We start from the raw sequence: 14090 nt of genomic DNA on the forward strand, positions 1-14090 counted from the left end.
ACGGCGTTTTAGCCGCATGATTGGCGGCAAATACCCTCTGGCAAGTTCTGCCTGTTTTGGCTATAACAATGCCTGACCGCTTTGAGGCACCCCTCGAGTTGGCCGTTTCAATTTATTGTAGGGTTCGACCTGGAAAAGGAGAACGCCATGTCAGAGACATTGCGCGATGCATGCCGTGCCAGCCTAGATGCGGCCGGAAAAACATATCATTATTATTCGCTAGCCGAATTGGCTAAGACCTATCCAGCGCTGGATAAGCTGCCTTACTCTTTGAAAGTTCTGTTGGAAAACCTGCTGCGTAACGAAGATGGCAGTTCGGTCACGAAGGCGGATATTGAAGCCTTGGCAAACTGGGCCGAAAATGGTGAAAAAGGCGAGATCGCGTTTCGCCCATCGCGTATTCTTTTGCAAGATTTTACGGGTGTTCCAGCCGTTGTCGATTTGGCCGCAATGCGTGACGCGATGCAGGCAATTGGCGGCAACCCTGAGAAAATTAACCCGCTGTCACCTGTCGATCTGGTGATTGACCATTCGGTTATGGTTGATCATTCGGGCGGCGAGGATGCGGCTGCAAAGAACGTTGCACTTGAATTCTCGCGCAATCAGGAACGCTACGAATTTTTACGCTGGGGCGCAGGCGCGTTCGATAATTTCCGCGTTGTGCCGCCCGGAACAGGCATCTGCCATCAGGTCAATCTCGAGTTTCTGTCGCAAACCGTCTGGACGCGCGAAGACGATGGCAAAACCTTTGCCTATCCTGACTCGGTTGTTGGTACTGACAGTCATACCACAATGGTCAATGGCCTTGCTGTTCTTGGCTGGGGTGTTGGCGGTATTGAAGCTGAAGCAGCGATGCTCGGCCAGCCAATTTCAATGCTGGTGCCAGATGTAATCGGGTTCCGTCTTGATGGCAAATTGCCCGAAGGCGCAACGGCAACCGATCTGGTGCTGATGATCGTTGAAGCGCTTCGTAAACGCGGCGTTGTTGGAAAATTCGTTGAATTCTTTGGCCCTGGGCTTGATCAATTGTCGTTGGCCGACCGCGCAACGATCGCCAATATGGCACCGGAATATGGCGCGACCTGCGGCTTTTTCCCGATTGACCAAGAAGCGCTGAATTACCTGCGGCTAACCGGCCGTGATGATGACCGGGTTGCGCTTGTCGAGGCCTATGCCAAGGCACAAGGTATGTGGCGCGAATCAAACGCGGCTGATCCGCATTTCACCGATAGCTTGTCATTGGATCTTGGGTCTGTGGTGCCGTCACTTGCCGGACCAAAACGCCCGCAAGACCGTGTGACATTGCCTGACGTTGCTGCGTCATTTGCAAGCACATTGGCCGAAAGCACTGGCCGAACTCAGGCAAAATCTGTGGCCGTCGATGGTGCCAATTATGAAATCGCCGATGGTGATGTGATGATTGCAGCGATCACCTCATGTACCAACACCTCGAACCCGTCAGTTCTGGTGGCGGCTGGTCTGGTGGCAAAGGCCGCACATGAAAAAGGGATGAAGGTCAAGCCATGGGTGAAAACCTCGCTTGCGCCCGGCAGCCAAGTTGTATCGGCCTATCTTGATGCGGCAGGTCTTACCCAGCATCTTGATGCGCTTGGGTTCAACACGGTTGGTTATGGATGCACCACCTGTATCGGTAATTCTGGCCCGCTTGATGAGGCAATCGTTTCGGCTATTGACGAAAATGAACTCGTGGTCAGCGCGGTGCTTTCGGGGAACCGTAACTTTGAGGGCCGGGTCAGCCCGCACGCTGCGGCTAATTATCTGGCATCGCCGCCACTGGTTGTGGCCTATGCATTGGCAGGGTCGGTTACCAAGGTTTTGAGTGATGAGCCGCTTGGCACTGATAGTGACGGTAATGATGTCTATCTAAAGGATCTGTGGCCGAGCAATGAGCAAATCCGCGCAGTGGTTGATGCGGTTATTTCCGCTGAAATGTTCCGGTCACGCTATGCCGATGTGTTTAAAGGCACCAAGGAATGGCAGGCAATCCAGACATCTGGCGGCCTAACCTATAATTGGAATGATGGATCAACCTATGTGCAGAACCCGCCTTATTTCGAGGGCATGACCCGCGAAATTTCAGAAACCGCAAGTGACATTACTGGTGCGCGTGTTCTGGCACTTTTGGGTGATTCGATTACAACCGATCATATCTCGCCTGCTGGTGGTATCGCCCGCGATACACCGGCTGCCGATTTCCTGACAAGCCATCAGGTTCGGCCGGTTGATTTCAACTCATTTGGTGCGCGCCGCGGTAATCATCAGGTGATGATGCGTGGAACCTTTGCCAATATCCGCCTGAAAAATATGGCAGCCGCCGGTACCACAGGCGGATTTGCCCGCCATGTACCATCGGGTGATATTGCGCCCCTGTTTGATGTAGCGTCACGCTATGCGGATGAGGGGACGCCATTGGTGATTGTTGGTGGCAAGGAATATGGCACTGGTTCCAGCCGTGACTGGGCGGCCAAAGGCACTTGCTTGCTTGGCATTAAGGCGGTCATCGTCGAGAGCTTTGAGCGGATCCACCGTTCTAACCTGATCGGTATGGGTGTGTTGCCGTTGCAGTTCCCGGCCGGTGTTACGCGTGAAACTCTTGGTTTGACTGGTGACGAGGTGATTAATCTCACCGGGCTTGCCGATGGTGTCTCGCCGGGCATGACGGTGAAAGCCACCTTTACTTTTGCCGATGGGCGCAGCGAAACCGTTGATCTGCTGGCACGGATCGACACTGATGGTGAAGCCACCTATTTCAAGAATGGTGGCATCCTTCAATATGTGCTTCGCCAGCTCGCCGCGTAAACAGGAAACAAGAAATATCCAGTCCACGCGGCGGCGGTAAAGCCGTTGTCTGACGGATTGGCTAAGATTGCCCCGCGCTATGGTTGTATATGGCGCGGGGTTTTTCGTGTCGGCACTTTCTTATTGCCTTATCCGGGGCTATTTGGCTGGATTTTCGCTGGCGAGGCTGCCTATAGTGGCGGGGTATATTCTGCTTTAGTGATATGGAAAAGCTAGCGTCAAATGTCGATCTATTCATCTCAAAATCTGACGCTGGTTCTTGGCCCGACCAACACGGGTAAAACCCATCTCGCGCTTGAACGGATGACCGGCTATGCCAGCGGCATGATCGGCTTTCCGCTGCGGCTGCTGGCGCGTGAAAATTATGATCGGCTGGTTGCCAAGATCGGTGCTGATAAGGTCGGGCTTATCACTGGCGAGGAGCGTATTTTGCCTGCTGGCGCGCGCTATCTTTGCTGCACGGTTGAATCGATGCCGCTGGATGTCAATGCCGATGCCGAGCTTGCCAAGCGCCGGTTTGATTTCATTGCCGTTGACGAGGTGCAGCTTGCCGGTGACCGTGAGCGTGGCCATATTTTTACCGACCGTATCCTGCATGCAAGAGGCGCGTTTGAAACGATGTTCATGGGGGCAGAAACTGCCGCCCCGCTGTTAAAGGCATTATTGCCAGATGCGAAATTTGAATTCCGTGACCGGATGTCGCGGCTAAGCTATGCTGGATCGAAAAAGCTGACACGCCTTCCGCGCCGCAGTGCCGTTGTCGCCTTTAGCGCCGCGGATGTTTATCAGATTGCCGAATTCATCAAGCGTCAACGCGGCGGTGCTGCGGTGGTTATGGGGCGGCTTAGCCCGCGTACCCGCAATGCACAGGTCGAATTATACCAGAACGGTGATGTCGATTTCCTGATTGCGACTGACGCCATTGGCATGGGGCTTAATCTTGATCTTGGCCATGTTGCCTTGTCTGCTGACGTCAAGTTTGATGGGCGGCGGATGCGCAAGCTGTTGCCATCTGAAATGGCGCAGATCGCTGGCCGTGCTGGCCGGCACATGAATGATGGCAGTTTTGGTGTAACTGATGGATGCCGGCCATTAGAGCCAGAGATGATTGATGCGATCGAACAGCACCGATTTGCCCCGCTTCGCGCCTTTTACTGGCGAAGCCGTGATCTTGGCTTTACTTCAATTGATCAGCTGCTTGCCTCGCTTGAGGCGCCGCCGCCATTGCCGTTTCTGTTTCGCAAAGGTGATGCGTTGGATCATCAGGCACTTACAGCACTTGCCGCCCGTCCGGAAATCCGCGCTGCGGTCTCTGGCGCGCGTGACGTGCGGCTTTTATGGGCGGTGGCGTCGATTCCTGATTTCCGGCAAAGCCTCCATGAAAACCATTATGAAATGCTTGCCAATATCTTCAAAACGCTTGTGGCACAGGGGGTTCTTGGCAATGATATGGTTGCCAAGGCCATGACCCAGCTCGATCGGATTGACGGCGATATTGATACATTAATGACGCGCCTTGCATATATTAGAACTTGGACATACATCACGCATCGTTCTGACTGGACAGATAACCCCAACGAGTGGCAGAATCGCGCTAGGTTAATTGAAGACAGGCTGTCTGACTGTCTGCATAGCCGGCTGTCAGAGCGCTTTGTTGATAAGCGTGCCGCGCATTTGAGTCGAAGATTGAAGGAAACGAAAAATTTGATTGCCTCTGTAAAAGATGATGGCACGGTTCTTGTTGAAGGTGAGGAGGTCGGACGGCTTGACGGTTTTACCTTTCATCCGACACTGGCCGATGGTGAAGATAAAGCCCCTATTCTAGCTGCTGCGAGACGCGGGTTACCCGATGAAATAGAACGCCGGGTTCGGGCCTTTGTGGCGTCGGCTGATCCGGCGTTTCGGCTTGGGTCTGATGGGGTGGTAAAATGGCGCGAGGCCGAGGTTGCGCGGCTGGTTAAAGGCGACGGGCTTTATGTGCCGCGCCCCGAACTTGTGACCAGTGATCTGCTGTCGATCGACCAGACCCAGCGTATGGTCCAGCGGCTGGTCGCCTTTGTCGCCACGCACGTCGAGACAGTTCTTGGCCGGCTGACCATTCTGCAAACGCCTGATGCAGCGCCGGTTAGCGAGCCAAAGACCAAGCCCGATGCGGTACCAAATGCGGCGCCAAATGCGGCGTCAAATGCGGAAACACCCAAGGATGCGGGTGCGGATACTGGTACGAATACGGGTGCGGATGCGCCGGCTGCAACGTCCGACAATATGCCTGTCAATGTGCCAGAAAAAGATGCTGGTGCGATCGCTGCTGATCAGGCACCGGCTGGGTTAAGTGGGGCGGCCAAGGGCATTGCCTTTATTCTGTTTGAGCGTCTTGGATCAGTGCCGACTGCCGAGATCGGGCATCTATTACGAGCGATGCATGAGAGTGACAAGCCGCGTTTGGCGCGGCTGGGGCTGCGGTTTGGCGTCGAAACGGTCTATATGCCCGAATTATTGAAGCCGGCGCAGATCGAATTGCGTAGCCTGTTATTCAGTCTTGCTAATGGCCAGTTCTATGACGCTACCCCGCCACCTGCGGGCCGGGTTGCGATTGACTCGGTGGCTGACGTTCCGGATGCCTATTGGTTGGCAGTTGGTTATCGGCGGCTGGGTCAGCGGGTAATGCGCGTTGATATGGTAGAGCGTGTGGCCATGCTGGTTCGCACTGCCGCGCGTGAAGGGCCGTTTAAGATTACCGAAGATATGCTGTCTTTGGCCGGGGCAACCCGCGAACAGATGGGGCAGATGCTGCTTGATCTTGGCTGTGCTGTGGTTGGTGAAGAGCCGGCCGAAGATGCAGATAAGCCCGCCTTGCAGATTTTTGAGCGAAAGCGGAAAGCGAGGCCGCCGCGTAATGATAAAGCGGGTGCGCCAAACCAGCCCCGTTCAGGCAAGACAAAGACTGACCGCAACGCCGATAAACGGCGCCACAAATCGGCTGGCAACAAACCGGCTGGCAACAAACCGCAATCGGCCTCCCGCCGGCCGGCCGAAAAACAGCCTGATCCGAATTCACCCTTTGCGGTTCTGGCTGCGCTGAAAACAAAAGTCTGAGACGATGAACGCTGCGGCGCCGGAAGCGGTCTTGCGGCTTGATAAATGGCTTTGGTATGCGCGGTTTTTTAAGACCCGTAGTGCCGCCAGCAAAGCCATTTCCGGTGGGCGGTTTCGGCTGGATGGGCAGGTTATGGCAAAGCCGCACCGACAAGCGATTTGTGGGCAGGTATTGACCTTTGTGCAAGGAACAAGGGTTCGGGTTATAAAAATTGTCGCGCTTGGCAGTCGTCGGGGGCCGGCACCTGAGGCGGCGTTGCTTTATGAAGATTTGGCACCGGCACCGGCAGTGCCAGAAAAATTGGCCCCTAAACCGCTGGAATTTGAGGCGCGCGGTAAAGGCAGTGGACGACCAACGAAACGCCAGCGTCGGGAAACTGACCGGCTGAAAACAGGATTAGAAAGTGATGAGAGTTAAATGCTAAATCGAGTTTCCGAATGGGTTAAAGGTTTTGCCAGTGATGAGGCTATTGTGCCTTGCGAGGACGCAGAATTTGCGGCCACCATTACTGCGCTTTTGGTCGAGGCAGGCATGGCAGATGGCACGCTTGACGAGCGTGAACGTAGCCGCATTCTGCATTTGATGACGGAACAGCTGGAGCTTGATGCGGATATTGCGAATTCCCGTTTAGATGAGGCAGTTGAGGCGCATGAATCGCGGATTGAGATACACAGTCTTATTCGCCAGATCCGTAGCGATACTGAAATGGAAGACCGGATTATTATTCTGGAAATGATCTGGATGGTGGTGCTTGCCGACAACCAGATTGACCAGCACGAACAGCAATTGATGCGGCGGCTTGCAGGTCTGCTCTTTATTGATGATGTTGCCTCAGGCTTGGCTGCAAAGCGGGCACAAAAACGTCTTGGTCTTGCTGATTAGCCGCATCTGCGATAGATAGGTAAAAGAGCTGGGATGAAAGGGCTTCGTCGCGGCTTTTTCAAAAAATGAAATTAGAGGAGCAAGGCCACAGATGACCTACATCGTGAATGATAACTGCATTAATTGCAAATATACCGATTGCGTTGAGGTGTGCCCGGTAGATTGTTTTTATGAGGGCGAGAATATGCTCGTTATCCACCCTGATGAATGTATTGATTGCGGTGTCTGTGAACCTGAATGCCCGCCTGAGGCGATTTTGCCAGACTCTGAACCTGAAGCGGAAAAATGGCTAGAGCTTAACCGCGAAATGTCTGAAATCTGGCCGAATATTGGTCAAAAGATTGAGGCGATGCCTGATGCCGAAAAAATGCAGGACGAAACCGGAAAATTCGACAAATATTTCAGCAAAGCTGCGGGTAAGGGCGCTTAAATAAATCCTTATCCCCTTGGCATCCCTATGCTGTGGGCGTGGCCTAGATCGCTTTGCTGGTCAGGTGATTGATTTTTCCGCAAAATTAAGCTATGGTTTTTTTCAGAAATTAGAGATGAAGCCGGTGCGCACGGACTTTTGGGCGTGCGTCTCGACTATGCTGTTTTGCTGATCAATGCTTTGGTCAACGCATCATCTTCGTCATGGTTTATTTTTAAGGCTGGTGAGACGCAAAACGGGTTTGCAAGTCGCAGCGCTGAGGGAAAAAATGGCACGGAAAAGTGAGAGTTCGTTTGAAGAGGGCGATTTTGTTGTTTATCCAACACATGGTGTTGGCCGTATATTAGGCACAGAAAACCGCGAAGTTGCAGGAATTAAGCTCGAAATGCTCGTCGTGCGGTTTGAGCATGACCGGATGACATTACGGGTGCCGATGGAAAAAGCGCGCAGCTTGGGCTTGCGAACCCTTAGTTCAAAAAAACAGATGGAACAGGCCATTACAACATTGCAAGGCAAGGCCAAAGTGCGTCGCACCATGTGGTCACGCCGTGCACAGGAATATGAAACAAAGATCAAATCAGGTGATCCGGTTTCAATCGCCGAAGTCGTCCGTGACCTTCACCGCCGCGGTAACCAGTCAGAGCAATCTTATTCTGAGCGCCAGATGTATCAGGCTGCGCTTGAGCGTTTGGCTCGTGAGTTCGCCGCGATTGAAAAGATTGATCAGGATGCTGCTGCGCTTCGTCTTGAAGATCTTATGGACGCTGCCTAGCCGGCAGGATTGGCAACCGCTGGTTTGCGAAAATATGCTGGCGTTTGCCAGCGTCAGGCGGTTTAGGGCTGCAACGGCGACCATAGGTGTTAAGGGATTATATGAGTCCCATTATATGCGGGCAGCTCGGCTGCCCGTTTTGCCGCGGTGGACCCCTTGGAATTTTGCGCTCATCAAGCGTGATGGGATGCCGGCTATGCTTGCTTGGAGTGAGTTCTTTATATGGTAAATGCGTTTATTCAAGAGCGTGAATTATTTCCCCCGTCGATGCCATTCCGTAGCGGCTTTCTTCAGCGTGACAATCACGAAATTTATTATGAACAATGTGGCAGCCGCGACGGCCAGCCCTTGCTGTTTTTGCATGGTGGTCCGGGTGCGGGGACAGCACCGGCGCACCGGCGCTTGTTTGACCCAAGCAGATTTCATGTGGTGTTGTTTGATCAAAGGGGCTGTGGGCAATCACGCCCTCATGCCAGCCTCGAGGATAATCGGACTGATGCTCTGATCGGTGATATTGAGGCGCTGCGCCAGTCGCTGGGGATCGACAAATTTATTTTATTTGGGGGCTCATGGGGCAGCACGCTGGCGCTGGCTTATGCGATTGCTTATCCCGAAAATGTGGCAGGGCTCATTTTGCGCGGTATTTTCCTTGGTACGCGCGCCGAAGTTGACTGGTTCCTGAATGATATGGGGCGGTTTTTCCCCGAAGCTTATGACAGGTTCATCGGCCATCTCGATGCGGGCGAACGCGGTGATGTGCTCACCAGCTATTATCGGCGGCTTGTCGACCCCGATCCAGCAATTCACCAAAAAGCTGCAGAGTTCTGGGCCTCTTATGAGACATCCTGTTCGACCTTGCGTGCGGGCAACCGGCATATGGGGGGGGCTGGCGCGCTGACAATGGCGCGGATTGAGGCATATTATTTTTTGAATGACTGTTTTATGCCCGCCAATCATATCATCGAGAATGTTGGGCGTATCCGCCATTTGCCAGCGACGATTGTTCAAGGTAGGCATGATGTTATCTGCCCGCCAATTACCGCCACGCGCCTCGCGGCAAAATGGGGCCGTAATGCCAAACTGCAAATCATTGATGCGGCTGGGCATTCGACGTTCGAGAGTGGGATTGCCCACGCCTTGATGGCGGCGTTGGACGAAATCTGAACAAATTCAGGCCGCCAATACTGTTACTATTTCATTAAAGCGACATATCATATCGCTCTTGTTGGTTCCTGCTAGCGCAAACAGCCGGTTCTCGACAGTGATTTTGTGTCAATTCTGGAATAGGGGTAACTGTAAATGGCCGTCTCAAGGGATGATGAAGTCGAGCGCAACTTTCGTATCACCAATAATAATGCAATTGATATGCATGTTGGCAAACGCGTGCGGCTCCGGCGGACACTGCTTGGAATGAGTCAGGAACAGCTTGGTGCCGAATTAAATACTACCCTTCAGCAAGTGCAAAAATATGAACGCGGTGCTAATCGGATCAGTGCGTCACGCCTGTGGGATATTAGTCAGATTCTTGATGTGCCAATAAGCTATTTTTTTGATGATATGTCAGAAAACACGATGCGCAGCTCGCCGCGCTGGGTCAGCCGCGGTGATGTTATGGATGCGATGACCAGCCAGCCACTCAAAGACCCAATGGCACGACGTGAAACGCTGGAATTGGTACGCGCCTATTACACGATTGAAAAGCCAGCCGTACGCAAACGCATCGCTGAAATGGTGAAATCAATTGCCACAACGCTAGCTGACGAATAGTCTAATCCCATAATCTTGATGGGATAAATGTAATGAATGAAACGCCAGCAAAACCACCTGCTCTGGAAAAGCTGAGCTTTGAAGATGCGCTTCGTGAACTCGAGGGCATCGTCGCGTCGCTTGAACGCGGCGAGGTCTCACTCGAAGATGCGATTGCCGCTTTTGAGAGAGGCACTGAGTTAAAGTCGCATTGTCAGGCGCGCCTCGAAGAAGCCCGCATGAAAGTTGAAAAAATTAAAGTGCCAGCGACTGGCGGCGCACCTGATAGCGCCAGTGATTTTGATCCGGGCGAGGCCTGATTTCTGCGAATGGTTGAATTTCAACAACAATTACAGCGTGATGCTGTGGCCTGTGAGGCACTGTTGAAGCAAATGATCGCAAAGATGGCTGGGCCGGCAGGTCGGCTGAATGCGGCGATGAATTATGCAGTGTTGAATGGCGGCAAGAGACTGCGTGCGGCGATGGTTCTTGGCGCGGCCCGAATGGCCCGTGATGCGGATAATGCCTTTAACGCGGATGATGCCCGTAACGCAGATCACGCAGTTGGTGTGGATCGCATGAATGGCGCGCTTCGCACCGCAGCTGCGATTGAATGTTTGCATGCCTATTCGCTGGTCCATGATGATCTTCCGGCGATGGATGATGCTGATATGCGGCGTGGGCAACCAAGCTGTCATCAGAAATTTGATGAAGCCACCGCTATTCTGGCTGGTGATGCTTTGCAAACAATGGCGTTCGAGATCCTGGCCGATGATACAACGCACGCAGATCCGGCAATACGAGTGCGGCTGATCACCGAATTGGCACAGTCATCTGGGCTGGCCGGTATGGCGGGTGGACAGATGCTGGATTTAGAGGCCGAAACGCGGCCTTTTAACCTTGCGCAAACCGTTGAAATGCAAATGATGAAAACCGGCGCATTAATCTCATGTGCGGTGACATCTGGTGGCATTGTTGGTGGCGCGGATAGTGCGTTATTGGCCGCACAAGCTGCCTATGCAAAAAATCTTGGGCTGGCATTTCAGATTGCTGATGATTTGCTGGATCATGAAGGTGATGCTGAACTGCTTGGCAAGCCTGCTGGGCAGGATGAGGCGCGTGGTAAGGCGGGATTTGTGGCGTTGATGGGGGCAAAAGCCGCCGCAACTGAAGCCAAGCGTTTGATTGATCAAGCAAATCAAGCTCTTGTTCCATGGCAAGGCGCAGGTGACTATATGAGAAATCTTGCTTTATTCGCCATTACGCGCAAAACGTGATAAAGATAATATGTCATGTTTCGTTAGCGCGGGCGCGCTTGCTGTTGACCACGGCAATGGACGAGACCATATATAATCATCTGCGCAAGGCTGGGTGAACGGCCACGTACAGAAACATGAATATGTGATTGCAAGCGGCGGTGCGGCACGCCAGAACGAAACCATCAATTGCTGGTGTAAAATTATCTGGTTTAGGATTACGGGACATTAGGGTTGATGCGGACACCATTGCTTGATCACATAACCAAGATTGATGATGTTCGGCGTCTTAGCGAGGCTGAATTGCCGCAGCTTGCCCATGAACTGCGGTCGGCGACGATCTCGGCTGTATCAAAAACTGGTGGTCACCTTGGCGCAGGGCTTGGCGTTGTCGAGCTGACGGTGGCGTTGCATTATGTGTTTTCTACACCCGAAGACCGGTTGATCTGGGATGTTGGACATCAGGCCTATCCGCATAAAATCCTTACCGGTCGACGCGATCGCATCAATAGCCTGCGGCAAAAGGGCGGCCTGTCGGGTTTTACCAAGCGTAGCGAGTCTGAATTTGATCCCTTTGGTGCGGGGCATTCCTCGACATCAATTTCGGCTGGCCTCGGTATGGCGGTTGCCAGCGAAATGCAGGGGGTTGCGCGCAATGTGATTGCGGTGATCGGTGATGGTGCGATGAGCGCCGGCATGGCCTATGAGGCGATGAACAATGCCGGCACGATGAATAACCGGCTTATCGTCATCTTGAACGATAATGATATGTCAATTTCGCAGCCGGTTGGCGCGATGAGCAGCTATCTTTCCCGGCTGATTACATCACAGCCCTATCATTCAATCCGTGATTTAATGCGTGAAGTGGCAAGCCATTTTCCGGCCGAGATTGAACGCACCGCGCGGCGGGCCAAAGATGCAGCGCGTGATCTGATGGGCGGTAACTCGGTCTTTAGCCAGCTAGGTTTTACTCATATCGGGCCGATTGACGGGCATGATATGGGGCATTTGCTGCCGGTACTTAAAAATCTGCGTGACTCGGCCTCGCACGGGCCGGTACTGGTGCATGTGGTGACAGAAAAAGGCCATGGACACCCATTTGCCAGCCCGTCTGCGGAAAAATATCACGCGGTACCAAAATTTGACATTATCACCGGTACCCAGCAAAAATCAGGCGGCAATCTGCCAAGCTATACGTCGGTTTTCGCACATAGCCTTATCACCGCTGCCGAAGCTGATCCGAAGATTGTGGCGATTACTGCGGCAATGCCGTCCGGCACCGGTCTTGATAAGGTCAAAGCCCGTTTTCCAAGCCGTGTTTTCGACGTTGGTATCGCTGAACAGCACGCGGTTACGTTTGCGGCGGGGCTGGCGTGCGAGGGGATGAAACCATTTTGTGCGCTTTATTCGACCTTCCTGCAGCGCGGCTATGATCAGCTTGTGCATGATGTTGCGGTGCAGAATCTGCCAGTGCGGTTTGCCATTGATCGGGCTGGGCTGGTCGGGGCTGATGGGGCAACCCATGCTGGTGTTTATGATTTGGCCTATTTGTCTTGTCTGCCCAATATGGTCATTATGTGCCCGTCTGATGAGGCGGAATTGGTGCATATGGTTGCGACTGCGGCTGCCTATGATGACGGACCGTCGGCATTGCGTTACCCCCGCGGTGACGGCGTTGGATGCGCCATGCCAGACGTGGGTAAGGCGCTGGAAATCGGCAAGGGGCGGATTTTACGCACGGGCAGTGATCTGGCGATTTTGTCGCTGGGTACAAGGGCCGCGGCTGCGCTTGATGCGGCTGACCGGCTTGTCGCCGAGGGTGTCAGAGTCACCGTTGCGGATGCGCGGTTTGCCAAGCCGCTGGACACTGATCTGATTGATCAATTGGCGACGCAACATAAGGCGTTGATAATCGTCGAAGAGGGTAGTCCGGGTGGATTTTCTGCCCATGTGATGAGCTATCTTGCGAATGAGGGCCATCTTGATGGCGGGCTAAAGGCGCGCGCCCTGACCTTGCCGGATGCGTTTATCGACCATGACAGCCAGCAAGGTCAACTGGCCATGGCCGGTCTCGATGCTGATGGGGTCTATGCGGCGGCGACAAAAATAATGCCGCGGCCCACAATAACGACCGATGGCCGGACCATCAAAGGCACCACGGCATGATGCGGTAAATGTCGGGCGCATCGTTTCTTTCGCCATATATCGGCTGTAAGGGTTTGTCAGGCGTGGGAAAATCACGAAAGCCAAATAAGGATATCATACAGGCTGAAGCTGGGCTGGCGTCAAAGCTGCGCGCTGATGCGTTGTTGTTGGCGCGCGGACTGTCCCGGTCGCGTGACCGTGCCCGCGACCTTATTGCCGAGGGTGCGGTTCTGGTCGATGGTCAGCCGGTTCTAAAAGCCTCAAAGCTGCTGGAAATAGAGTGCAATCTTGAGGTGACATCGACGGGTAATCCGTGGGTTAGCCGGGCGGGCATAAAGCTGGCGGGTGGGCTGGCGGCATTCCCGATGATTGCTGTAGCGGGCCGTTATGCGCTTGATATAGGTGCCAGCACTGGCGGCTTTACCGAGGTGTTGCTGTCGCATCATGTGGGTCATGTGGTGGCGATTGATGTTGGCAGTGGGCAATTGGCCGCCGGATTGGCCGCCGATGCCCGTGTGACTGTGCTGGATGGCACAAATGCGCGTTATCTTCGACTTGACATGCTGCAGCAGCCGCCACAGCTGGTTGTGTGTGACGCGTCATTTATTTCGTTGAAAAAGGTGCTTGTGGCAGCGATGGATATGGCCGCTGCCGGTGCTGATCTATTGGCGCTGATCAAACCGCAATTCGAAGTTGGTAAGGGCCTTGTCGGCAAGGGCGGGATTGTCCGCGAGCCGCATCTGCATGACATGGTTATTGCCGATATCGAAGGCTGGCTGGTCACTGAAATGGGGTGGCACCATATTGGCACTGTTCCATCCCCGATTGATGGGCCTGATGGTAATCGCGAATTTCTGCTGGCTGGCAAAAAGCCCGAATAGGCGCGCCGGATCAATCTAGCCTGACCAGAGGCTGCGGACTTACTCTAGAGGCTGCAAACCT

At 53.6% G+C, this 14090-nt stretch carries 12 protein-coding genes; all 12 read left to right on the top strand.

Features of this window, described 5'->3' with window-relative positions; translation table 11 throughout:
- Positions 1 to 147 precede the first annotated feature (147 nt).
- Complete coding sequence (gene acnA / locus AB8881_10175; protein ID XDZ62903.1) at positions 148 to 2820, top strand: aconitate hydratase AcnA; 2673 nt, start codon at positions 148 to 150, stop codon at positions 2818 to 2820.
- A gap of 222 nt (positions 2821 to 3042) precedes the next feature.
- Complete coding sequence (locus AB8881_10180; GenBank protein ID XDZ62904.1) at positions 3043 to 5916, top strand: helicase-related protein; 2874 nt, start codon at positions 3043 to 3045, stop codon at positions 5914 to 5916.
- A 4-nt stretch (positions 5917 to 5920) separates the two neighbouring features.
- Positions 5921 to 6334, top strand: a complete 414-nt coding sequence (locus AB8881_10185) for an RNA-binding S4 domain-containing protein (protein XDZ62905.1) — start codon at positions 5921 to 5923, stop codon at positions 6332 to 6334.
- Entirely contained in the window at positions 6335 to 6799 is a 465-nt protein-coding gene (locus AB8881_10190) for a TerB family tellurite resistance protein (GenBank protein XDZ62906.1), read from the top strand.
- Between the two features lie 91 nt (positions 6800 to 6890).
- Entirely contained in the window at positions 6891 to 7229 is a 339-nt protein-coding gene (fdxA, locus tag AB8881_10195; GenBank protein XDZ62907.1) for a ferredoxin FdxA, read from the top strand.
- Between the two features lie 268 nt (positions 7230 to 7497).
- Entirely contained in the window at positions 7498 to 8001 is a 504-nt protein-coding gene (locus AB8881_10200) for a CarD family transcriptional regulator (GenBank protein ID XDZ62908.1), read from the top strand.
- A gap of 222 nt (positions 8002 to 8223) precedes the next feature.
- Complete coding sequence (gene pip, locus AB8881_10205; protein ID XDZ62909.1) at positions 8224 to 9165, top strand: prolyl aminopeptidase; 942 nt, start codon at positions 8224 to 8226, stop codon at positions 9163 to 9165.
- A gap of 135 nt (positions 9166 to 9300) precedes the next feature.
- Positions 9301 to 9768: a helix-turn-helix domain-containing protein gene (locus AB8881_10210; GenBank protein XDZ62910.1), complete on the top strand. Its 468-nt coding sequence runs from the start codon at positions 9301 to 9303 to the stop codon at positions 9766 to 9768.
- 32 nt (positions 9769 to 9800) lie between these two features.
- A complete protein-coding gene (locus AB8881_10215; protein XDZ62911.1) occupies positions 9801 to 10067 on the top strand; it encodes an exodeoxyribonuclease VII small subunit in 267 nt (88 codons plus the stop codon).
- A gap of 9 nt (positions 10068 to 10076) precedes the next feature.
- A complete protein-coding gene (locus AB8881_10220) occupies positions 10077 to 11024 on the top strand; it encodes a polyprenyl synthetase family protein (GenBank protein ID XDZ62912.1) in 948 nt (315 codons plus the stop codon).
- A 216-nt stretch (positions 11025 to 11240) separates the two neighbouring features.
- Entirely contained in the window at positions 11241 to 13169 is a 1929-nt protein-coding gene (gene dxs, locus AB8881_10225) for a 1-deoxy-D-xylulose-5-phosphate synthase (protein XDZ62913.1), read from the top strand.
- A gap of 62 nt (positions 13170 to 13231) precedes the next feature.
- Entirely contained in the window at positions 13232 to 14029 is a 798-nt protein-coding gene (locus AB8881_10230; protein ID XDZ62914.1) for a TlyA family RNA methyltransferase, read from the top strand.
- Positions 14030 to 14090 lie beyond the last annotated feature (61 nt).

This window comes from Alphaproteobacteria bacterium LSUCC0396, from assembly GCA_041228345.1.
Classification (GTDB): Bacteria; Pseudomonadota; Alphaproteobacteria; order Puniceispirillales; family Puniceispirillaceae; genus UBA3439.